This window comes from Nonomuraea sediminis (assembly GCF_018531495.1).
GTDB lineage: Bacteria > Actinomycetota > Actinomycetes > Streptosporangiales > Streptosporangiaceae > Nonomuraea > Nonomuraea sediminis.
The window spans coordinates 430,217-452,756 of record NZ_JAHDTI010000004.1 but is presented as its reverse complement, the minus strand read 5'-3'; the positions used below and the strand labels follow the sequence as shown (position 1 = coordinate 452,756).

General features: G+C 72.2%; 18 protein-coding genes. 9 read left to right on the top strand and 9 right to left on the bottom strand.

Going from position 1 to position 22,540, the window contains the following annotated elements; all coding sequences use genetic code 11:
- The first annotated feature begins 99 nt into the window (after nt 1–99).
- Entirely contained in the window at nt 100–1,509 is a 1,410-nt protein-coding gene (locus KIK09_RS21925; RefSeq protein ID WP_214321139.1) for an LCP family protein, read from the top strand.
- Here KIK09_RS21925 and KIK09_RS21920 read toward each other — a convergent pair.
- The 4 genes from KIK09_RS21920 to KIK09_RS21905 all read right to left on the bottom strand — a co-directional run bounded on the left by KIK09_RS21920 (nt 1,506) and on the right by KIK09_RS21905 (nt 6,464).
- Nucleotides 1,506–3,929 (bottom strand): HAD-IC family P-type ATPase, encoded by a 2,424-nt coding sequence (locus tag KIK09_RS21920; RefSeq protein WP_214321138.1) that lies wholly within the window; start codon nt 3,927–3,929, stop codon nt 1,506–1,508. The genes KIK09_RS21925 and KIK09_RS21920 overlap by 4 nt on opposite strands.
- Nucleotides 3,913–4,260: an ArsR/SmtB family transcription factor gene (locus KIK09_RS21915; protein WP_308164228.1), complete on the bottom strand. Its 348-nt coding sequence runs from the start codon at nt 4,258–4,260 to the stop codon at nt 3,913–3,915. Before KIK09_RS21915 ends, KIK09_RS21920 begins: the two co-directional genes overlap by 17 nt.
- A 117-nt stretch (nt 4,261–4,377) precedes the next feature.
- Nucleotides 4,378–5,709 carry a 6-phospho-beta-glucosidase gene (locus KIK09_RS21910; protein WP_214321137.1) on the bottom strand — a complete coding sequence of 444 codons (1,332 nt, stop codon included), beginning with the start codon at nt 5,707–5,709 and terminating at the stop codon, nt 4,378–4,380.
- A complete protein-coding gene (locus KIK09_RS21905) occupies nt 5,706–6,464 on the bottom strand; it encodes a DeoR/GlpR family DNA-binding transcription regulator (protein WP_214321136.1) in 759 nt (252 codons plus the stop codon). The genes KIK09_RS21910 and KIK09_RS21905 overlap by 4 nt, the downstream gene beginning before the upstream one ends.
- A 112-nt stretch (nt 6,465–6,576) precedes the next feature.
- On the opposite strand from KIK09_RS21905, the gene KIK09_RS21900 reads away from it, so the two are divergent.
- Genes KIK09_RS21900 through KIK09_RS21880 form a run of 5 tightly spaced genes read left to right on the top strand, consistent with a single transcriptional unit; the run spans nt 6,577 to nt 13,309 of the window.
- Nucleotides 6,577–7,695 carry a carbohydrate kinase family protein gene (locus KIK09_RS21900; RefSeq protein ID WP_214321135.1) on the top strand — a complete coding sequence of 373 codons (1,119 nt, stop codon included), beginning with the start codon at nt 6,577–6,579 and terminating at the stop codon, nt 7,693–7,695.
- A complete protein-coding gene (locus tag KIK09_RS21895; protein WP_214321134.1) occupies nt 7,692–9,038 on the top strand; it encodes an ABC transporter substrate-binding protein in 1,347 nt (448 codons plus the stop codon). Before KIK09_RS21900 ends, KIK09_RS21895 begins: the two co-directional genes overlap by 4 nt.
- The gene (locus KIK09_RS21890; protein WP_214321133.1) at nt 9,035–9,916 is read left to right on the top strand and encodes a carbohydrate ABC transporter permease; all 882 of its coding nucleotides are present in this window, start codon (nt 9,035–9,037) and stop codon (nt 9,914–9,916) included. Before KIK09_RS21895 ends, KIK09_RS21890 begins: the two co-directional genes overlap by 4 nt.
- Complete coding sequence (locus KIK09_RS21885; RefSeq protein WP_214321132.1) at nt 9,913–10,713, top strand: carbohydrate ABC transporter permease; 801 nt, start codon at nt 9,913–9,915, stop codon at nt 10,711–10,713. Before KIK09_RS21890 ends, KIK09_RS21885 begins: the two co-directional genes overlap by 4 nt.
- Before the next feature lie 28 nt (nt 10,714–10,741).
- Nucleotides 10,742–13,309: a sugar-binding protein gene (locus KIK09_RS21880; RefSeq protein ID WP_250573541.1), complete on the top strand. Its 2,568-nt coding sequence runs from the start codon at nt 10,742–10,744 to the stop codon at nt 13,307–13,309.
- Here KIK09_RS21880 and KIK09_RS21875 read toward each other — a convergent pair.
- The gene (locus KIK09_RS21875; protein WP_214321131.1) at nt 13,306–15,033 is read right to left on the bottom strand and encodes a serine/threonine protein kinase; all 1,728 of its coding nucleotides are present in this window, start codon (nt 15,031–15,033) and stop codon (nt 13,306–13,308) included. The genes KIK09_RS21880 and KIK09_RS21875 overlap by 4 nt on opposite strands.
- Nucleotides 15,034–15,075: 42 nt before the next feature.
- On the opposite strand from KIK09_RS21875, the gene KIK09_RS21870 reads away from it, so the two are divergent.
- Together KIK09_RS21870 and KIK09_RS21865 are read left to right on the top strand one after the other, a co-directional pair.
- Nucleotides 15,076–16,080 (top strand): aminotransferase class V-fold PLP-dependent enzyme, encoded by a 1,005-nt coding sequence (locus tag KIK09_RS21870; protein ID WP_214321130.1) that lies wholly within the window; start codon nt 15,076–15,078, stop codon nt 16,078–16,080.
- Between the two features lie 62 nt (nt 16,081–16,142).
- Nucleotides 16,143–17,825, top strand: a complete 1,683-nt coding sequence (locus KIK09_RS21865) for a serine/threonine-protein kinase (RefSeq protein WP_214321129.1) — start codon at nt 16,143–16,145, stop codon at nt 17,823–17,825.
- Here the strand turns inward: KIK09_RS21865 and KIK09_RS21860 are convergent.
- A complete protein-coding gene (locus KIK09_RS21860; RefSeq protein WP_214321128.1) occupies nt 17,785–18,117 on the bottom strand; it encodes a hypothetical protein in 333 nt (110 codons plus the stop codon). The two genes, KIK09_RS21865 and KIK09_RS21860, sit on opposite strands and share 41 nt — an antisense overlap.
- 60 nt (nt 18,118–18,177) lie before the next feature.
- Between KIK09_RS21860 and KIK09_RS21855 the strand changes: the two genes are divergently transcribed.
- Nucleotides 18,178–18,915, top strand: a complete 738-nt coding sequence (locus KIK09_RS21855) for an FHA domain-containing protein (RefSeq protein ID WP_214321127.1) — start codon at nt 18,178–18,180, stop codon at nt 18,913–18,915.
- 622 nt (nt 18,916–19,537) lie between these two features.
- Here the strand turns inward: KIK09_RS21855 and KIK09_RS21850 are convergent.
- From KIK09_RS21850 to KIK09_RS21840, 3 genes are all read right to left on the bottom strand, one after another.
- On the bottom strand, nt 19,538–20,404 hold the full coding sequence (locus tag KIK09_RS21850; RefSeq protein WP_214321126.1) for an LLM class flavin-dependent oxidoreductase: 867 nt from the start codon (nt 20,402–20,404) through the stop codon (nt 19,538–19,540).
- A gap of 401 nt (nt 20,405–20,805) precedes the next feature.
- A complete protein-coding gene (locus tag KIK09_RS21845; protein ID WP_214321125.1) occupies nt 20,806–21,936 on the bottom strand; it encodes a phosphatidylinositol-specific phospholipase C1-like protein in 1,131 nt (376 codons plus the stop codon).
- 81 nt (nt 21,937–22,017) lie between these two features.
- Nucleotides 22,018–22,539: an XdhC family protein gene (locus tag KIK09_RS21840; RefSeq protein WP_214321124.1), complete on the bottom strand. Its 522-nt coding sequence runs from the start codon at nt 22,537–22,539 to the stop codon at nt 22,018–22,020.
- Nucleotide 22,540 lies beyond the last annotated feature (1 nt).

Sequence of the window (22,540 nt, the reverse complement as noted above, 5' to 3'; positions counted from 1 at the left end):
GGACAGTTGGATGCCGAGTCGTGACCGCTTCTCAACTTGCGCAGATGGGCAACTATGCAAGATTCTTGATCACGAGAGACTTCTGAGGCTAGAGGGCACATGAGCGACAAGAGGAGCGCGGGAGCCGCGATCGGCTGGACAGTACTGTCGATCGTGGTTCCGGGGGCGGCGCACCTGCGGGCCGGATACCGGATAGTGGGGCTGGCCCTGCTGACGTTGTTCCTCGGCGCGGGCGTGGCGGCGACCGTGGTGGTGCTGTCGTCGGGCGGCACCGCGGTGCTGACCGACGCGGCCTGGGCCAGGATGCTCGCGGGCCTGTGCATCGGCGTCGGCGTGACGTGGGGTCTGCTGGTGATCGCCTCCTACGCGGCTCTGCGGCCGCGGCGGCGACTGGTGTGGTCGGACGCGGTGGCCCTGGTGCTGGTGGCGGCGGTGCTGTCGCCGTTCGTGGTGGCGTCCCGGGCCGTGAAGACGGTCGACGACACGCTCGGCCAGGTGTTCACCGCCCCGGAGGAGCCCGTCCCGATCAACCACGCCGACCCGTGGGCCGGCCGCGACCGGATCAACATCCTGCTGCTCGGCGGCGACGGCGCTGCAGACCGGCGGGGCACCAGCATCCGCACCGACAGCATGAACGTGGCCAGCATCGACGTGAAGACCGGCGACACCGTGCTGTTCGCGCTGCCCAGGGAGATGGAGAACGCGCCCTTCCCCAAGGGCAGCGTGATGCGCACCCTGTTCCCACCGCCCAAGGGCTTCTACATGACCGGCCCCGAGCGCGGCGGATCCGACCTGCTCAACGCCGTCTGGATGTACGCCGACATGCACCCTGAGCAGTTCCACGACTCCCCCACCCGCGCGCCCGACGCGATCAAGGGCGCGATCGGCCAGATCCTCGGCCTGAAGATCGACTACTACGTGCTGGTCAACATGTGGGGCGTGGCCCACCTCATCGACGCGCTCGGCGGCGTGCGCATCCACGTCGAGCAGGACATCTGTTACGGCGTGGGCCGCAGCGACGGCGGCATCATCAGGGCGGGCACGCACCGCCTCGACGGCAACGACGCGCTCTGGTACGGCAGAGCCAGGGACCACGACGGATCCACGTGCGCGGGCGGCGACAACCACACCCGGATGCGCCGCCAGCACTGCGTCATCTCCGCGATGCTCAACCAGCTCGACCCGTCCACCGTGCTGTTCAAGTTCGAGCGTCTGGCCACCGCGGCGCGTCAGACCTTCAAGACCGACATCCCGCGGGGCAGGCTGCAGGACCTGGTGCCGCTGGCCGACCTGGTGAAGAACGCGCGCGTCACGACGCTGTCGTTCGTGCCGCCCAAGTACAACCCGGCCTATCCGGACTTCCGGCGCATCAGGGCCGACGTGCGCAAGGCCATCGCCCGCTCGCACGGACCCGCGACCCCGCTGCTGGCCAAGCCCCGCCACACGCCGAAGCCCACCAGGACCCTGGTCGCGGCCACGGGCAAGCTGTCGGAGGCCTGCTCCGCCTAGCGCCTGGCCCGCAGGCTCCTGAGGGCGACCAGTGCCCCGCCGTACAGGATGGCGACGAGCAGGAGCCAGAAGTAGCCGGCGGCGGGGAGCGCGGTCAGGCCGAACGGGCCGGCCAGCGGCGAGAGCGGGAGCAGCAGCGCGACCGCCGCGAGCAGGCCGGTCGCCGGCCAGAGCGGGCGCGGGACCCGGGCGACGGGGCGGAGCAGCAGCATGATCACGGCCTGGGTGAGCAGGTTCTCGATGAACCAGCCGGTGTGGAACACGGCCTGGTCCCCGGTGCCGAGAACGGTGAAGGTGGCCAGGTCGACGCCGGCGTTCAGCACGCCGAAGCCGAGGATGAAGCGCAGCACGCCGTCGGGGCGGAGCCTGAAGGGGCGGGCGAGCACGCCCGGGTCGGCCCGGTCGAAGGCCAGGGCGAGCTGGGCGGCGTCGAAGCAGAGGTTCTGGACCAGGACCTGGACGGGCAGCATCGGCAGGAACGGCAGCGCCAGCCCGGCGAGCAGCATCGCGATGACGTTGCCGACGTTGGACGACAGCGCGATGCGCAGGTAGGTGACGATGTTGCCGGTGCTGCGCCGCCCGGCGACGACGGCCTGGTCGATCGCGGTGAGGTCCTTGGCGGCCAGCACGATGTCGGCGGCCTCGCGGGTGACGTCGACGCCGTCACGGGGGCAGATGCCGACCTCGGCGGCCCGGATCGCAGGCAGGTCGTTGACGCCGTCGCCGAGGAAGCCGACGGTGTGCCCGGCCGCGCGCAGCACCGTGACGACGCGCGCCTTGTCCTCGGGGGTGCAGCGGGCGATGACGGTCGCCTCGGCCAGTTCGGCGTCCGTGGCCGATCCCGCCTCGACGACGGTGCCCGGTGAGAGGCCCAGGTCGCGGCAGGTGCGGGCGGCGGTGGCCGGGTGGTCGCCGGTGACCACCTTCGGGGTGATCCCCCTGCGGATCAGCGCGTCCAGCGCGCCGGCCGCCTCGGGCGAGGGCTCGTCGACCAGGGTGACGAACCCGACGAGGGTCAGCCCGTGCTCCTCGCCCAGTCGGTCTCTCTCCGCGATGGCCACCGCGAGGACCCGCGCACCCCCTTCCGCGAGCCGGTCGGCCGGCCCCTTGCCCCGCGGCACCGAACACCGGGCCAGCACCGCCTCGGCGGCGCCCTTGACCACGACGACGTGCCTGCCGCCGTCGTTCACCAGCGCGCACGAGATCCGCGTCGTCGGGTCGAACGGCGCGGCGTCCACGCCCTCGACGTCGCCGATCCCGGGTGCGGCGGCCAGGATCGCCTCGTCCAGGGGGTCCGGCGTGGGCAGGTCGGTCAGGTGCAGCGTCCAGAAGCTGTTGATCGCCGCCCAGCGCAGCACCTCGGGATCGGTGAGCCCGTCGGGATCCACCGAGGCGTCGACCACGGGGCGGTCGCGGGTGAGCGTGCCGGTCTTGTCCATGCAGAGCACGTCGACCGCGCCCAGGTCGTGCAGCGCGGGCAGCCTTTTGACGATCACTCCGCGGCGCGCGAGCAGCACGGAACCCCTGGCCAGGGCGGTGGTCACGACGACGGGCAGCATCTCGGGGGTGAGGCCGACGGCCACCGCGACAGCGAACGGCAGCGCCTCGAGGCCCCTGCCGCGCAGCACCGCGTTGGCCACCAGGGCGACCGGCGGGATGATCAGCATGAGCCTGACCAGGATCCAGGAGATCCCGTTCACCGACCGGTCGAAGGCCGACAGCCTGCGCACCGGACCGTGGTAGGCGCCGGCCAGGACGGTGTCGCCGCCGGTGGCCGTCACCACGGCAAGAGCGCTGCCCGTGGCCACACTGCTGCCCTGCCAGCACAGATGGTCGTCGCCGTCGGGCAGGTCGAGCGCCCGCTTGGGCACCGGGGCGGACTCGCCCGTGACCGGCGCCTGGTGCACCGTCAGCCCGCCGGCGCGCAGCAACCGGACGTCGGCCGGCACCAGGTCGCCGGGCCCGAGCTTGATCACGTCGCCGGGTACCAGCTGGTCGACGGGGATCTCCCGCTCCCACGACGGGGCCTCCTCGGTCGGGCGCCGGCGGACCGTGGCCGTGGTGGCCACCAGCGCGCGCAGCGCCGCCGTCGAGCGGTCGGCCCGGTACTCGCCGTTGGAACGGAGCAGGCAGCTCGCCGCGACCAGGAGCACGATGACGCCCGCGGCGCCCCAGGAGGCGATCAGCGCGGAGACCACGCCGAGCGCGAGCAGCACCATGGTGAACGGGTCACGCAGGCTGCGGGCCAGTCGGCGGGGCCAGGAAGGCGGGTGGACGGGAACGGCGTTGTCGCCCAGGCGCAGCAGGCGAGCCTCGGCCTCGGTCTCCACCAGGCCGCGCGGCCCCGAGTCCAACCGCCGAAGCGCCTGCAGCTGGGTCAGCTCGCGCGTCCTGCGCGGCGCCTCAGGCGCCCAGACCACCGGCGGACTCCTCCGGCGCGCTCGTGCGCTCGGCGAGCCGCCCCACCAACCCCCTGACGGTGGCCACGATGTCCTGATCGTCGATCAGGTAGACCACCCGGCGGCCCTCGCGCCTGGAACGCACCAGACCGGCCAGCTTGAGCTTGGCCAGGTGCTGGCTGACCGCGGGCAGCGCGCCGCCCACCCGCTCGGCCAGCCCGCTCACGTCGCACTCGCCCTGCGACAGCGCCCACACGATGTGCAGCCGCGGTGGCGATGAGAGCAACCCGAAGGCGGCCGCCGCCTCGGCAAGCACGTCCGCGGGCGGGTCGCCGATCTCCTTGGTCGCCACGGGCGCCCAGTCTAAGCGCGATCCATCACTTGTCACCGGTGGCGGGATCTCACCCCATCCGAGATCTGGCATGCCACCAAGACTGACCCAGGCTTGCGTGCCTGCGCAAGTATGGAACTATCCGGGGAAAGTGGCGGCCAGCGAAGGGATGCGCGCGCGGTATCCGTCGAACAGCAGGCGGGCCGTGCCCACCGAGTCGACCAGCGGGTGCAGGGCGAAGGCCGCCACGGCCAGGCGCGGCGAGCCCGTCAGCGCGGCCTCGATGGTGGCCCGCTCTGCCGCCTTCACCTGTTGCACCAACCCGAGGAAGCGCCCGTCGAGCGGGCTGGTGGCCAGCGGCTTGATGCCGGAGCCCGTCACCACGCACGGAATCTCCACGACCGCGTCCGCCGGCACGCCGGGGACCGCGCTGCCGTTGCGGACGTTGAGGATCATCGTGGAGGGCTCGCCCCTGGCCAGCGCGCCCATGAGCGAGAGCGCGATGCCCTCGTAGCCGCCCGCCTCCAGGTCGGAGGCGTCCCGCTCGCCGGTGCGGGCCTCGGCCATGTAGCTGGCGTCGCGTTCCCTGCGTGTCTGCTCCCACTCGGCCAGGGCACGCTCGGGACGCTCGCGCACGGCCGTGTAGAAGCGGTCCTGCTGGCGCTCGAGCGACTCGCCTCGGGTCAGGTCGCGCCCGGTGATCGAGGCGATGGACTCGCGGGCGAAGTAGTAGTAGTGCAGGTACTCGTTGGGCAGCGCGCCCAGGGTCCGCACCCACTCGTTGCCGAAGAGCCTGGCCTCCTCCACCCGCTCCAGGGCCTGGTCGTCGGCGAGCAGCTCGGGCAGCACGTCGCGACCCTGGTAGGACAGCCCGCGCAGCCAGCCCAGGTGGTTCAGCCCCACGTAGTCGGGCGAAACGCGCGCCGGGTCGAGGCCGAGCGCGGCGGCCGACCGCCTGATCAGGCCGATCGGCGAGTCACAGATCCCGACGACCCGCTCGCCCAGCACGCTCTGCATGGCCTCGGTGATCATGCCGGCCGGGTTGGTGAAGTTGATCACCCAGGCGTCGGGGGCCACGGCGGCGATCCGCTCGGCCACCCGCACCGCCACGGGCACGGTCCGCAGCCCGTAGGCGATGCCGCCGGGGCCGGTCGTCTCCTGGCCGAGCAGGCCGAGCTCGAGCGCGACCCGCTCGTCGGCGGTACGGCCGGCCAGCCCGCCCACCCGGATGGCGGAGAAGACGAAGTCGGCACCGCCCAGCGCGGTGTCCAGGTCCGTGGTCGTATGGACCTTGATCTCGCGTTCGTCACCGGCGAGCTGCTCGAGCACGTGGCCGATGGCCTCCAGCCGCTCCGCGGACACGTCGTGCAGCACGACCTCGTCCACCCGGGGTCTGGCCGTGTCACGCAGCAGCGCGCCGTACACCAGCGGAACCCGGAAACCCCCACCGCCGAGGACGGCCAACTTCATACTCGTACAACCTCCGCACCAGCGGCCGCGCAGTTGCGCAGCGTCGTCTCGTCGGCACCCCGGTTGGTGACGACGACGTCGATGTCCTCGGGCCCGCAGACCCGCAGCGCGCCGGTGCCGGGGAACTTGTGCCGGTCCACCAGCAGCACCACCTCGCCCGCGGCCGCGATCATGGCCCGCTTCAGCGGCACCTCGGCCAGCGTGGTGTCGACCAGCTGCCCGTCCTGCCGGACGCCGCTCACGCCGAGGAACACGCGGTCGGCCACGACCTGGCCGAGCGCCGCCTCGGTGAGCACGCCGACCAGCGAGTGGTAGGGGCGCCGGAGCCTGCCGCCGAGCAGCAGCAGCTCGACGGCGGAGTCGTGGCGCAGCACGTCGAACACGGCCAGGCTGGAGGTGATCACGGTGATCGGGCGGCCGCGCAGGTGGTGGGCCAGGCGCATGGTCGTGGTGCCGATGTCGAGCAGCACCACGTCGCCGTCGCGCACCAGCTCGGCGGCGCTGAGCGCGACCGCCTCCTTGTCCTGCTCGTCGACCTCGGCCACCTCGGAGAAGGGCCGGTCGGTGTCGGCGTCGACGCTGGCGAGCGCTCCCCCGCGCACCCGTCTCAGCGTGCCGTCCCGATCGAGCACCTCGAGATCCCGGCGGATCGTCGACGGGCTGACGCCGAGCTGTTGAGCGAGTTCCTGCACACTGGTCGCGCCCGAGAGGCGAACCCTTCGCATGATCTCTGCATGCCTGACGCGCTGAAGCACGCTCGGATCGTATCAGCCATTTCCGCGCAAAAGCGAGCATGCTCTCTTGATATCTACGCGTAAACGTGCAAGATTGCGCACATCTCGGCTTGTCGAGGATGGAGCAAAACCTGTGTACGACCCTCTTGCCGATCTGCGCAGCCCCGAGGGGCCCCAATTCGATGTCTTCCTGGCGGGAACCGTCTTCCTCGACATCGTCTTCACCGGCCTGCCCGCGATGCCCGCAGCGGGCACCGAGGTGTGGGCCGAGGGCATGGGGTCCTGCCCTGGCGGCATCGCCAACCTGGCCATCGCCACCAGCCGCTTGGGCCTGCGCACATCGCTTGCCGCCGCTTTCGGCGACGACGACTACGGCGACTTCTGCTGGCGCACCCTGGCCGAGCAGGAGTCGGTCGACCTGTCCAGATCGCGCCGCTTCGAGCACTGGCACTCGCCCGTGACGGTGTCCATGGCGGTCAACCGCGACCGCAGCATGGTCACGCACGGCCACCCCGCGCCTATGCCGGCCGCGGAGATGATCGGCTGCCCGCCGCCGTCCAGGGCGGTGATCGTGGACCTGTCCAGCGAGGACCACCAGGAGTCCGGCTGGGCCGAGCTCGCGCACCAGAACGGCTCGCTGATCTTCGCCGACGTGGGCTGGGACCCGTCGGAGACCTGGTCGCCCGAGCTGCTCGACCGCCTGTCCACCGCCCACGCCTTCATGCCCAACGCGGTCGAGGCCATGGCCTACACCGGCACCGAGACGACGCGCGACGCGCTGTACGCGCTCGCCGACCGGGTCCCGCTGGCGGTCGTCACCGACGGGGCCAACGGCGCCATGGCCATCGACTCGACGACCGGCGAGGAGGCGTTCGTGCCCGCGCCGCGGGTGACCGCGCTCGACCCCACGGGCGCGGGCGACGTGTTCGGCGCCGGGATCGTGCTCGGCACGCTGAGCGGCTGGCCGCTGGCCGACCGGCTGGCCTTCGCCGGGCTGTGCGCGGCGCTGGCCGTCCAGCAGTTCGGCGGCTCGCTGGCCGCGCCCGGCTGGGGGGACATCGCGGACTGGTGGCACGAGGTGCGCGCGTCCGCCGGGACCGGCGGCGCCTACGGCGACTCGCTGGCCCGCCGCTACGCCTTCCTGGACCGGCTGGTTCCCACCGTCCCCGTGGGTGCGGTACACAGGGCGGCGGCCACCATCGCCCGCTACGCCGACCTCGGGATGGCCACGCAAGAAGGAGCAACATCATGACCCCCAAGATGCGCGTCGCAGCCGCCGCCTGCGTCCTCGCCTTGGCCACCGCCGCCTGCGCGCCCGGCTCCTCGGCCCCGCCCGCGACGTCCCCCGCGCAGCCCAGCGGCGGCGTCCGCACCGACGCCTCCAAGCTCGGCAACGTGACGCTCACCGTCTGGGACCAGGAGGTCCGCGGCGGACAGAACGCCCAGATGTCCAAGCTCGTCGCCGACTTCCAGGCGAAGTACCCCAACATCAAGATCAAGCGGGTGTCGCGCTCCTTCGACGACCTCAACACCACGCTGCGCCTGGCGCTGACCGGCAACGAGCCCCCTGACGTGGTGCAGGCCAACAACGGCAGGCCCCAGATGGGCGCCTTCGTCAAGGCGGGGCAGCTGCGCCCGCTCGACGCCTACGCCGAGGCCTACGGCTGGAAGAAGCGCTACCCCCAGTCGGTGCTGCAGTACGTCAGCTACAGCTCCGACGGCAAGATCTTCGGCCAGGGCAGCCTGTACGGCATGCCGCAGGTCGGCGAGGTCGTCGGCGTCCTGTACAACAAGGAGAAGCTGGCCAAGCTCGGCCTGACCCCGCCCAAGACCTGGGAGGACTTCCAGGCGGCGCTGGCCAAGGCCAAGACCGCCGGTGAGACCCCGCTGATGCTCGGCAACCTGGACAAGTGGCCGGCCATCCACGTGTTCGGCACCGTCCAGGGCCAGAACGTGCCCGCCGACCAGATCAGCACGCTCGGCTTCGGCCGCAAGGGCGGCTCGTGGAACTCCCCTGAGAACACCAAGGCCGCCCAGCAGCTCGTCGACTGGGTGGACAAGGGCTACTTCAACAAGGGCTTCAACGGCGAGGGCTACGACCCGGCCTGGCAGGCCTTCGGCAAGGGCGAGGGCGTGTTCCTCATCGGCGGCAGCTGGCTGCTGGCCGACCTGGAGAAGACGATGGGCAAGAACCTGGGCTTCATGCTGCCGCCCGGCGCCCCCGTCGCGACCGGCGGCACGGGCCTGCCCTTCGCCATCACCGCCAAGAGCCCCAACCCGGACGCCGCGGCCGCCTACATCGACTTCATCACCAACTCCGACGCGATGAAGGTGCTCACCTCCAACGGGCTGCTGCCGATCGCCGACACCGACCAGCAGACGGTGCCCGCGGGGCCGCAGCAGGACATGTTCACCGCGTTCTCCACGATCACCAAGCAGAACGGCCTGGCGCCCTACCTGGACTACGCCACGCCCACCTTCTCCGACACGCTGGGCGCCGCGCTGCAGGACCTGCTGGCCAAGAAGAAGACCCCGCAGGAGTTCCTGGACACGCTGGAGAAGGACTACAAGACGTTCTCGGACAGCAACGGATGACAGGCCGACCACCTGGGGAGCCCCGGCGCGTCGCCTACCTGTTCATCCTCCCGGCCTTCGCGATCTACGCCGCGTTCCTGCTCTACCCGATCGGCCGTGCCGTACAGCTGTCCCTGTACAACTGGGACGGGCTGTCGCTGGGCACGTGGGCCGGGCTGGACAACTACGTGGCGATCGTCGCGGACGAGGGGTTGCGGGCGGCCTTCGGGCACGCGCTGGTGCTCATCGGGTTCTACGCGGTGGCGCCGGTGGCGATCGGGCTGATGCTGGCCGCGATCCTCAACCACGCCAAGGTGCGCGGGATGGGCTTCTTCCGTACCGTCGTGTTCCTGCCGCAGGTGGTCGCGATGGTCGTGGTGGCGGTGGCCTGGCGCAAGGTGTACGCCCCCGACGGGACGCTCAACGGCCTGCTGAGCGCGCTCGGGCTGGACTCGCTGACCAGGGGCTGGCTGGGTGACTACACCTTCGCGCTGCCGGCGGTCGGCGTGGTCGGCACCTGGTTCGAGACCGGGCTGGTGACCGTGCTGCTGCTCGCGGGGATGAGCCGGATCCCCCCGACCCTGTACGAGGCCGCCCGGCTGGACGGGGCGAACGCGACCAGGGAGTTCTTCTCGATCACGCTGCCGTCGGTGCGCGGCGAGATCGCGGTGGCGCTGACGCTGACCGTGATCGCCGCGCTGCGCACCTTCGACCTGGTGTACATCACCACCAAGGGCGGCCCGGGCAACTCGACCTCGGTGCCGTCGTACGAGGTCTACCACCGGGCCTTCGGCCTGGGGCAGGTGGGGTCGGCGGCGGCGATCGGGGTCACGCTGACCGTGATCATCTTCGCCATCTCATTCGTGATCAACCGGTTCGCCGACGGGGAGGCGTCGTGATCTCGCGGGCGGAGCGCCTGGGCAACTACGTCATCCTGATCGCCTTCGCCGCGTTCGCGCTGTTCCCCATCGTGTCGATCCTGACGGCGGCGTTCGGCCCGTCCGACAGCGGCGCGACCAGCGGGCTCGGCAACTTCGCCGCCGCCTGGGAGGTCGGCAGGTTCGGCACGTACCTGCGCACGAGCGTGGCGGTGTCGGGGTTCGTGGTGGTCGTCAGCGTGGTCCTGTCCATCATGAGCGGCTACGCCTTCGGCACGATGCGTTTCCGCGGCCAGTCGGTGCTGTTCTACCTGTTCCTGCTCGGGATCATGATGCCGAGCGAGGCGGTGGCCGTGCCGCTCTACTTCGACCTGCGCACGCTCGGGCTCATCGACACGTTCTGGGCGGTGGCGATGCCGCAGGTGGCGCTGTCGGTGGCGTTCGGCACGTTCTGGATGCGCGCCTACTTCCGCGCCTCGCCGCGGGCCATCGTGGAGGCGGCCAGGATCGACGGCGCCTCGGTGTGGCGCACGCTCTGGCAGGTGCTGGTGCCGCCGGCCCGGCCCGCCATCGTCACGCTGGCCGTACTGGTCTTCATGTGGACGTGGAACGAGTTCCTCATCCCGCTGATCATGGTGACCAGCGAGTCCCTGCGCACGGCGCCGCTGGGCCTGGCCTTCTTCCAGGGCCAGTACACCTCCGGCTTCACGCTGCTCGCCGCGGGATCCGTCATCGTCGCGACGCCGGTCGTGATTTTCTACCTCTTCCTCCAGCGCCATTTCATCCGGGGACTGCTCCAAGGGGCGGTCCGCGAGTAACACCATGTAACACCCGATCGGAGGCTCCATGCGTGCGCTGCTCTTAGCGGCCTTACTCCACCTCAACCCGATCACTCCCGCACTACCCCCCACTCCACCACAAGCCGATCTCGACGTGCTGTTCGTCGGCGCGCACCCCGACGACGAGGCGTCCAGCCTTTCCACCCTCGGCCAGTGGAACGAGGACCACCGGCTGCGCGCCGGTGTCGTCACCGTCACCAGGGGCGAGGGCGGCGGCAACGCCGTGGGCCCGGAGGAGGGACCCGCGCTCGGCCTGCTTCGCGAGGGCGAGGAGCGCACGGCCGTCGGCAAGGCGGGCGTGCGGGACGTGTTCAACCTGGACGACGTCGACTTCTACTACACGGTGAGCGCGCCGCTCACCGACCAGATCTGGGGCGGCGACACCCTGGAGAAGGTGGTCCGCGTCGTCCGCCAGACCAGGCCCGAGGTCATCATGACCATGGACCCGGCGCCCTCCCCCGGCAACCACGGCAACCACCAGCAGGCCGCGCGGCTGGCCGTCGAGGCCTTCTACGCCGCCGCCGACCCCAAGGCGTTCCCCGAGCAGATCACCCGCGAGGGGCTCAAGCCCTTCGCGTCCTCGCGCCTGTTCCTGCGCGGCGCCCGCGGCGTCACGCCCGTGAACGGCCAGGGCTGCGAGGCCGTCCCCGATCCGTCCCGCAACCTCTACGGCGTGTGGGGCGGGCGCAAGTCGGCCGCCCAGGGCAAGACGTGGGCCGCGATCGAGCGCGACGCGCAGCGCGCCTACGCCTCGCAGGGCTGGGCCGGGTTCCCCGACGTGCCCGCGGATCCCGCGCAGCTCGGCTGTGACTACTTCACCCAGGTGGACTCGCGCGTCCCGATCCCCGAGCCCGGCACCGCCTCGCCTACGGCGATGCTGGAAGGTGCGCTGATCCAGGGCCAGGGCGGGCTCCCGCTCGGCACCAAGCTCTCCGTGAACACCAGCTCCTTCGCCGTCCGGCCCGGGCAGCCCTTCACGGTCACCGTGTCGCTGAAGTCGCCCGAGGACCTGGGGCACGTCTCGGTCCAGCCACGGGTGCCCGACGGCTGGAAGGTCAGCGGGTCCGGCACGACGTTCACCGTCACCCCGGGCACCGCGCTCGGCCGGGCGCGCATCGGCGCCGTCGTGACCACCGACCACGGGCGCGGCTACGCCGACCGCCAGGTCGAGGTCGGGCCCGCCGTACGGGGGCAGCAGCAGCTGCTGCCGCAGGTCACGCAGTACGAGAAGTGGGCGGACCTGGCGCCGCAGCTGCGCGGGATCGTCACGCCCGTGCTCACGCTGCCGTCCGGCGGCTCGCGCCAGGTGGGCGTGACGGTCACCAACGTCGGCTCCGCCACGGAGTCGGGTTCGGTACGGCTGACGCTGCCGAACGGCTTCACCGCCGACCGCGCCGAGGCGGCCTACTCCGGGCTGGCCCCCGGCGCGACGACGACCGTGCCCTTCACCATCACCAACTCCGACCCGTCGCTGAAGACCTCCAACGAGGGCGGCGACTACGCCTACACGATCACCACCACCGGCTCCGACGGCTCCGACGTGGCCAAGCCCGCGCTCGAGCTCGTCCCGGCGGCCACGATCCCGCAGGCCGCGACGGCGCCGGCCGTCGACGGCGTGGAGTCGCCCGGCGAGTACTCGGGCCCGGCGCTGGACATCTCCCGCGTCTGGGAGGGCAGCCCGTGCGCGTCGCCCGCCGACTGCTCGGGCACGGCCAAGGTCACCTGGCAGGACGACACGCTGTTCGTCCTGGTCAACGTCAAGGACGACGTGCTGGGCACGAAGCTGGCCGCCGCCGACTGCAAGCGGCACTGGCGCACCGACTCGGTGGAGGTGACCTTCGACCCGCGCGGCACGTCGGAGAACACCTCGACCACGTTCAAGACCGCCGTGCTGCCGGTGACGGCCGAAGGCCCGCCGTGCGTGCTGCGCGACGCCGACAACCACCAGGGTCCCGGCGCGCCCGGCGAGAAGGTGGCCTCCAGGGTGTCCGCGGGTGAGTACACGGTGGAGCTGTCCATCCCGATCGCGGCTCTGCCCGGCCCGGTCGATCCCGCGCATCTCGGGATGAACATCCTCGTCTACGACTCCGACACCCAGGACAAGACCGGCCAGACCCGGATCGGCTGGTCCACCTGGGGCGGCGTGCAGGGCGACCCGTACCGCTGGGGTGTGGCCACGCTGGCCGGCTACCAGCCACGGACCGGCCCGGTGCCCGACCCGGTGATCCCGAACACGGCGCTGTCGAGCCTGGACTCGCCGCAGTCGCTCGAGCAGGCGGTACGGCTCGGCCTGCCGCTGGCGGGCGGCCCCGCGGCGCCCCGGTCGGAGGCGGGCTGGGTCACCTCGGCCACGGCCGACGGCCAGGCGGTGCGGGTGCGCTTCCACGCCAACGGCCAGGGCGAGCTGCACCTGTTCGTCCGCGACGACCAGGGTACGGCCGGCGGCAAGCTCGTCACGGTCTCCCGCGACGGGACCGTGACCGTGCCGCTCGACCGCGCGCTGGCCGGGCACGCGTCCGTGGTGGCGGGCTGGAAGTCCTCCGGGACGCTGGCCTCCCAGGTCCGCGTCCGCTAGCCGGAGCGCCAGTCGCTGTACTCGGTGGAGAACTCCGACCGGTAGACGCCCGCGTCGCCGGTCGGGACACACCACGTCAGGCGGAAACGCTCCGGTAGTCCGTCGTCGTCGATGGACAAGGAGAAGGTGAGGTAGGAGCGGGGACTGTTGGCGACGGCGTCCCCGCTCATCCACGAGTCGAGCAGGAACCGCAGGCGTCCGCTCGTCTGGCCGATGTCCAGGGTGCCGGAGTAGGTGTGCCCGTTGTGCCGCATCCGGGAGGAGTTCGCCACGACGTCGCGGATGACGGACGGGCTTGCTGTACCGGCGACCATGAGGGCGTACCAGCGCTGGTCGGCCGGGGTGAGCGTGGTCAGCCGCCGGCCGTCGGCCGCGCCGTCGCGCACGGTGTGACGCGCCGTCGTCTCGTCGCCCGCCTCCACCCGCATGTCGAGGGTGTCGTCGTCATCGGAGCCGCTCTCCAGGCTGCCACTGGCCTTGGTGCCGGAGGTGTCGCTCTGGGTGAAGCCGCCCTCGAAGGAGAAGTCGGCCGCCGGGCTGTTCTCCAGCGCCAGTTCCAGTGCGGCGGCCAGTTCGGTGCTCGTCCGCGGCTCCTTCGGGGTGGTGTCCTCGGGGGTGGGGCTCTCCTCCGGGCTTTTCGTCGGGGTAGGGCTTTCCTCCTGAGTGGGGGTCTCCTCCTGGGTGGGGCTCCGCGTGGTCTCGGCCGTTGACGGCGGCGGTGTGCTCACGCTGGTGGGCGTGTTCTCGGGCGGCGAGATCGGCAGCGGGATCAGCCGTAACGAGGCCGCCGCGCCCACGCCGAGCACCACCGCGGCGGCGACGAACGCCACCGCCGTCCTGCGCGGCTTGCCGCGGCTGGGCCACTGCTCCTCCTCCTGCGGCAGGACCCAGGTGTCCCCGAGCCGGAGCGTGAGCCCGTGGGACCCGGTGAAGCTCCAGGCCCGTGACACGGCCGCCATGACCTCGTCCGTGCTCGGGCGGGCGGCGGGGTCCTTCGACAGCGCCCTGCCGACCAGGCCGCGCAGGGGTTCGGGGACCGCGGCGGTGTCCACCTCGTCGTTGAGGACCCGGTGCGCGAGGACCTCGGGCCGCCCGGTGCCGTACGGCGGCCTGCCCGTCGCGGCGTAGACCGCGAGCAGTCCCCAGCCGTAGACGTCGGCAGCGGGCCCGGCCTTGCCCGCGCGGTACTCCTCCGGGCTCACCCAGCCGGGCGTCCCGATCAGCTGGCCCGACCGCGTCACCGACGTGCCGTCCAGCGCCCTGGCGATCCCGAAGTCCACCAGCTTGGGCCCGCCCGGCGACAGGATCACGTTGGAGGGCTTGATGTCGCGGTGCACGACGTTCACGGCGTGGATGGACACCAGCGCCTCGGCCATCCCCGCCACCAGCCCGAACCACCCGTCCCCCTGGAGCGGCCCGTGCTCCTCCAGGGTCGGGCCAGGCACGTATTCGGCGGCCAGCCAGGGCCGTGCCGCCTGAGCGTCGGAGGCGAGGATCCGCGCGGTGCACACCCCCCGCACCCGGCCCAGCAGCGCGATCTCCCGGGCGAACCTGGCGCGGAACTCCGGGTCGCCGGCGAACGCGGTGTGCACGAGCTTGACCGCGACCCGCTCGCCGCGCGGGTCCCGGCCGGCGAACACCACGCCCATCCCGCCCTCGCCCAGCCTCCCCACGATGCGATACGGGCCAATCTGCCGAGGATCGTCGTTCGTGAGCGAGATCACCCGGAGTTTGTACCATGTGAACCGATCGCTACGCTCGGCTAGGTGGACATATCCGACGCGCACCTGCTGTGGGACGCCGAACCCGGCTGGCTCAACACCGCCTCCTACGGACTGCCTCCGCGGGAGGCCTTCGAGGAACTGCAGGCCGTACTGACGCAGTGGCGGCACGGCAGCAGCGACTGGAAGCCGTGGGACGCCTCCGTCGGGCGTGCCAGGTCCGGCTTCGCCCGCATGATCGGCGCCTCCCCGGCCGACGTGATGATCAGCTCGACCGTGTCGCAGATCATGTCCGTCGTGGCCACCGCGCTGCCCGAGGGCGCCAAGGTCGTCGTGCCGGAGATCGAGTTCACCAGCAACCTCTTCCCCTGGCTGGTGGCCGCCGACGTCGAGACCGTGCCCGTGGAACGGCTGGCCGAGTCGATCACCTCGTCCACGGCCGCCGTCGCCTTCAGCCTGGTCCAGTCGGCCACCGGCCAGGTCGCGCCGCTGGCCGACATCGTGGCCGCCGCCCGCGCGCACGGCGCGCTGGTCATCGCCGACGGTTCGCAGGCCTGCGGCTGGCTGCCCGTCGACGTCTCCGGGATCGACGCGCTGGCCTGCGGGGGCTACAAGTGGCTGCTGGCGCCGCGCGGCGCCACGTTCGGCTACCTGTCGCCCGAGCTGCGCACGCGTATGCGACCGCTGGCCGCCAACTGGTACGGCGCCGACGCCTACTACGGCCCTCCCCTGCGCCTGGCCGACGACGCCCGCGCCTTCGACCTGTCGCCCGCCTGGTTCTCCTACGTCGGCGCCGCGCCCGCGCTCGACCTGCTCAACGACCTGGGCATCGACCGCATCCGCGAGCACAACCTGGGCCTGGCCAACCGCTTCCGCGCCGGACTCGGGCTCGAACCCTCCGACAGCGCCATCGTCGCCGTCGACGCCCCCGGCGAGCGCCTGGCCGCGGCGGGCATCCGCGCCGCGGTCCGCGCCGGCAAGGTCCGTGCCAGTTTCCACGTCTACAACACCGTCGCGGACGTCGATCGCGCACTTAACGCTTTGTCCTGACCGACGGCAAACCGTGGCGTACATTGCTGTCCGTATCCGATCGTGCGGGATCCGGAGGGACGGTGGAGTCCGTTCACGCGGTCGCGGGCCGATACCGGCTGGAGGAGCGGATCGGTTCCGGCGGCAACGGCGCGGTCTGGCGTGCCGTGGACGAGGAGCTTGGCCGGGTGGTGGCCGTCAAACGGGCGCTGACCGGCGACGACCGGCGGGCCACGCTGCTCAGGCGGGAGGCGCGGATCCTGGCCAGGGTGAGCCACCCCAACGTGGTCACCGTGTACGACCTGGTGCCCGACGGCGGCGCGTGGTGGCTGGTCATGGAGTACGTGCCCGCCAGGAGCCTGGCCGAGCACGGCAGGCTGCCGCCCGCCCGGGTCGCCGAGATCGGCGCCCAGCTGGCCCGCGGGCTGCGCGCCGTGCACGAGGCGGGCGTCCTGCACAGGGACGTGAAGCCGGGCAACGTGCTGCTGTCCGACGACGGGCAGGCCAAGCTGGGCGACTTCGGCATCTCGCGCTCGCCCGACGGTGAGATCACGATCACCGACGCCGGCACCGTCATCGGCACGCCCGCCTACGTGGCGCCCGAGGTCGCCAACGGCGCCGATCCCAGCCCCGCCTCCGACGTCTTCTCGCTGGGCGCCACGCTGTTCGCGGCGGTCGAGGGACGCTCGCCGTACGGCGCGTCCGGCAGCCCGATGGCCGCGTTACGGCGGGCGATGGCGGGGCGGGTCGAGCGGGCCTCGCACGCCGGGGCTCTCACGCCCGTCCTGGTGGAGCTGCTGCGCCGCGACCCCGCCCGGCGGCCCACGCTCGCCGACGCCGAACGCCTGCTGACCACGCCGCCACGGCTCCGCCTTCGCCGGTGGGCGCTCGCCTGCCTGGCCGCCGCCGTGGCCGTGGCGCTCACGGTGTGGCTGCTGTCCTTCCGGGCGCCTCCGCGCCCGCCCGCGCCTCCCGCGGTCCGCGCGATCGCCGACCCGTGTGCCCTGGTCGGCCCCGGCGTGCTCAGCCGATACGGCAAGGCCACGGTGGACGCCCACTACGGGAACTTCAACCGCTGCGACGTCATCATCCGGCGAGACCCCGCCGAGGTGGACGTCAAGATCGAGCTGGTGCCCACGGCCGATCCCGCGGAGCAGGACGAGACCTCGTGTTCCCGCTCGACCACGCCGGTGGGCGGGCATGCCGTACAGGTCACCGCGGAACTGCACGGGAAGGGACGAGCGGACCTGTGCGCGATCGCCGACACCGCCACCACCGCGGCGGCCGCCCGGCTGGCGCGCGGGCCGCTGCCGAGCAGGACGCCCGAGCCTGCCTCGCTCGCGGCGGCCGACGCGTGCGCGCTGCTGCGTCCCGCGGACCTGGCGAGGCTGCCCGGGCTCGACGCGCGCCCCGAGGTGGGGTTCGGACGCTGGGAGTGCCGCTGGCGCGACCCCGCCGACCGGTCCTGGCTGCTGGTCCGCTTCGACCAGAACGCACCCCTCGGGCCGGGGGACGGTCGGCACGTCCGGCTCGCCGGGCACGACGCCTACGTCGAGCAGGACGGGTACGGCGAGCACACCTGCGCGGTCAGGGTCGTGCACCGCACGCTGACCGATGGCGGGCAGCCGGTCGCCGAACTGCTGCTCGTCGCCGTCTTCGGCTCCTCTGGACGGTTGTGCGACCCCGCCCTCGACCTGGCGCGTACGGCTGCCGCCCGGCTGCCCGCTACAGCGGGCGGAAGCGCAACGTCGCCGAGCGCCGCTTGATGGAGACCGGGGTGACCAGCAGGTTGTTGAGGCGGCCGCTGCCGTACCTGTCGAAGCGGACCTCCAGGGAGACGCCGCCGCCGTACCCGCGCACGCGGACCATGCCGCCCGACTGCCTGGTGATGGAGATTTTCGTGATGCCGTACCTGCTGGAGACGCGGAAACTCACCGAGCGCGTCACGGTGATCTTGCAGCTGCCGTCGAAACAGGGATGCGCGCTCGTGGCGGCCTGCGCGGGAGCGGCCTGGATGGCGGTCGTGAGGGTCAGGAGCGCGATGCCCGTCCTGAACATGATCGTCCTTTCTCGAGGGGTGATCCCGAGGCTAGGGCCCGCGCTCGGGAGGGTTCCCGAATGATCGACAGCCTCGCGCTGGGCGTGTCCCCGTCCACGCCCGGCACGCTGCACCTGCTGGCGATCGGCGGCGGCCTGGTCGTCGATCCCGTGGAGGGCCGGACGGTCGTCTTCGGCCGCAACCGGCACGCGGTGGACCTGTGCGTGGGCGAGGGCGACCGGCGGGTCAGCCGCAGGCACGGCTCGCTGACCAGGGAGAGCGGCGCGTGGTGCGTGCGCGCGCTGGGCCGCGTACCGATCCGGCTGCCCGGCGGGCGCCGGGTCTTCCGCGGTGACGACCCGGTGCCGCTGGCCGAGGGATACACGCCGCTGTTCCTGCCCGGCACGCGCCAGCACCTGCTCGAGGCGTACGTGCGGGGATCCTCCGGCCCGTTCCCCGCGGCGCGCCCCGACGACGTGACCCAGCCGCCCAGGACCTGGCGGCTGTCACCCGCCGAGCGGCTGGCACTGGTCGCCCTCGGCCAGCGCTACCTCCTGCACGAGGCCCACCCGCAACCCCTCACCTGGCAACAGGCCGCCACCCTCCTCGACGAGACCCAGCCCGGCGCCGGCTGGACGGCCAAACGCGTCGAACACACCGTGGTCGCTGTGCGAGCCCGGCTCTCCAAGGGCGGCGTCCCCGGCCTCACCCGCGAAGAACTCGGCCAGCCGGTAGGCAACGCCCTCAACCACAACCTCATGCTCGAACTCCTGGAAAGCACCACCCTGGTCCCCCCGGACCTCCACCTCATCGACTGACCGACCCGCTCCAGTCCGGGGCGGCCGACACACACCGTCTCACCGACCCGGCGCCGGGATGCCACGGCCAGGCACCGCCGCACCCCCATCTCGCCACACGCGTTGCGCCGAACTCCGCCGCACACCCTCTCACCGACCCAGCACCGGGGTGCTCGCGGCAGCACCCGCGCACCCCGTCTCGCCATACACGTTGCGCCGAACTCCGCCGCACGCCCTCTCACCGACCCGGCGCCAGATGCTCGCCACAGCACCCACGCACCCCCATCTCGCCACACACGTAGCGCCGAACTCCGCCGCACACCCTCTCGCCGACCCGGCGCCGGGTGCTCGCCGCGCCACCCTGCGGTCCGCGACTGCTCGCCACGCTCACCAACCCGGCACCCCGCACCCGGCACCCCGCACCCGGCACCCGGCACCCGGCACCCGGCACCCGGCACCCGGCACCCGGCACCCGGCACCCGGCACCCGGGCAGCGTCGCCACGCCAGGCGTCTTGCGCAACCTCCTGGCGCGCCGTACGCGTGGCGCTGGGCTCTGTCGTATGTCGGCTCGCCGACCCGGTGGTGGGGCGGTCTGCGGTTCGCGAGCGCCCGCGGTGTTCGCCGGGCCGGTGGCCGGGGTGGTCAGTGGGAGAGGAGGGTGGCGGTTTGGGTGGCGAAGCGGATGAAGGATTCGGGGTCCGGGTCGTCGGGGGTGGGTTGGAGGATGAGGTGGGTGGCGCCCGCTTTGGCCCAATGGGTGAGGGCGTAGGCGGCGTCCTGGGGGTCGCCCGCTACTTCGGTGGGGGTGGCGGGCGGGTAGTCGGCTCGGCGGCGTTGGGCTGCCAGGCGGGGGCGGGCGTCCGGGCCGGTGGCGGCCAGGACGTTGACGACCAGAGGGTGGGGGCCCGGGCGGGTGGCGCGGGCTTCGGTGATGGTGGCGTGGGCCTGGCGGACCTGGGCGGGGGTCGTGCGGGCCGTGAGGATGGTGCCGTCCGCCGCTTCGCCGGTGAGGCGGAGGGTGCGGGGGCCGGTGGCCGCGGCGAGGATCGGGGGCGGTGTGGTGGGGGGCCAGTCGAGGGCTACGTCGTCGAGGTGGACGTAGCGGCCGTGGGTCGTCACCCGCTCGCCGCGCAGGAGGGCGCGCAGGGCGTCGAGGTATTCGCGGAGCAGGGTCATGGGCGACTCGGCGCGGGCGCCCACCTGGCCCATCCAGTCCTGGACGCCGTGGCCGACGCCGACGGTCACCCGGTCGGGGAAGAGGCGGTGCAGGGTGGCCACCTCCATGGCCGTGAGCGCGACGTTGCGCAGCGGCACCGGGAGGACACCGATGCCGATGCGCAGCCGTCGCGTCCAGGCCAGCAGTGCGGCGGCGGAGGAGATCCCGCCCTGCAGGAAGCAGTCCTCCCAGAGCCAGAGCTCTTCCAGGCCGGCTTCCTCGGCGGCGACGGCGATCGAACGCATCCGCTCGGGCGGGAACTGGGGCACCAGCACAGCGCCAACACTCGTCATGGCGAAGATGATGCCCCGCCCTGCCGACAATCCACTCGCCCCGCCCCACGATCCTGACAACCACGCCCGAACGGCCGGCCCGAGCCCCATGCACCTACCGCCAACCGAACGTCACCAGTACACAGCGACCGCCACCTCAGGTCACCGCCCCGAGCTAAGCCGCCGAAGTGACCCAGCGACACGGCGCGACACCACCCGAGCGGCCAGGCGATGCGGCCCGATACCGCCCGGGTGGCCGGGCGACGCGGTCTGGCACCGCCGAAGCGGCCAGGCACCGCCGAAGCGGCCAGGCGATGCAGCCCGACGCCCGCCCGGGTGGCCGGGCGGCGCGGCCTGCGGCGACGGAGTGGTCGGGTGGCGTGGTCCGGTGACTGGGGCGTGGCGATGGGGGTCCGGGTGGGTTACTCGAGGCCGTGGTCGTGGCAGTTGTGGGGGGCGGTGATGGGGTTGCAGCGGACGGTCGCGCCGTCAGGGAGTTGGGCGACGTAGTCCGTGCCGTTGCGGGCCGCGAGGCCGACCGCGGGGAAGTCGGTGCTGATCATCTGGGCGCCGCTGTCGAGGGCGTTGTTGAGGCGGGTCGTGTCGCCGGAGCGCGCCTCGTTGAAGGGGACGTCGGAGCGGGTCCGCACGAAGTAGCCCTTGCGGACGAAGTCCTGGATCTGGGCCAGGTTGGCGCCCGTCGGGTCGTTCCACTCGACGAAGGCCGCGTCGGCGCGCCCGGGACGGGAGTTGGTGAACAGGACCCGGCCCTCCAGGTTGGGCCTGCCCGCCAGGTAGGGGGTCTGGAACTTCGCATCCTGGTTGTCCATGAGGAACATGACCTTGCCCCGCGACTCGTCCACGCGCGGCCAGCCGTACTTCAGCACGGACTGCTCGAGCGTGAGCCCGGGCTTGCGCAGGTCGTCGGGCGTGATGAGCTGGTCGTCGGACAGGACCGAGCGGATCTCGGCGTCGAGGGCGTCGAGCAGCGGCGTGTCCCAGGCGGGGCTCTTGGCGCCGCCCATGGCCTCCTTGGCCGGGTCGGTGCTCTTCAGCTCGATCAGGATCGTCAGCGGCACGTGCTCGGGGTGGGCGTCGGACCAGGTCTTCACCTGGCGCAGGCAGAGCGAGAGGCTGACGCAGTTGGAGCCGTAGTCGTGGTCGGCCCAGTGCAGCACCTTGAAGCCGGGCTTGCGCAGCTCGGGGTCGGTCAGCGCGGGCAGGCCGGCGTCGCGCCTGACCAGCGGGTTGGCGTACAGGCCGCCCTGCGGGTCGGGGAAGACGTCGAGCTCGATGCCGCGCACGTGCTCGTTCTCGAACTGCAGGGGCAGCGCCGGGTGCGAGTACTGCAGGTTCCACCAGCCGTTGTCGGTCTTGCGCTGGACGTCCTTCTCGGCGTCGGTCAGCTCGCGGTGGTAGCTGTTGTGTGTGGCCATGGTCTGGATCTGGTTGATCCGGATACCGCCCCTGCCGTGGTCAGCGGCCGCGGCGGGCGAGGCGACCAGTCCGATGACGGCGGCGGCGAGGAGTGCGGAGATACGCCCGAGACGCATGTGGCTCCTGTCCTAAAGGGGGATTACGGACAGACCATCTGACACCGCCATGAACCAATGATCAAGACATAGCCAAACTTGTCACGAAATGTCGGAGAACGAGAATCCCCCCGGCCGCCCGTTCCTGTCGGCGATCAGCCCGGCCAGGGTGGCCACGGCGATCTCCGGCGGCGTCTGCGAGCCGATGTTGAGTCCGATCGGCCGGTGCACCCGGGCGATCTCCTCCGGCGGCACGCCCAGCTCGGCGAGCGCCGCCACGTGCGGTCCCGTGTGCCGCGGGCTGCCCATGATGCCGATCCAGCGGGTCTGGCCCTTGAGCACGTCGCGCAGCACGGGCCCGATCTCGTCGCGGTGGTGGTCGGTGAGGACCACGTCGGCGGTCCCGTCGAGCCAGTCGCCGAGCGACCGCATCACGGTGAATCCGGGCAGGTCGCGTGACTCGTCCGGCTCGAACAGGACGGTGCGGAACCCCAGCTCGGCACCGAACCGCAGCAGACAGGAGGCCACGGGGGAGGCGAAGGCCGCCACCAGGGTCCTGCCCGCCACGACGGGCGGCGCGTCCACGTGCGCGATCTCGCACGCGGGGTCATGGATGTGGCTCATC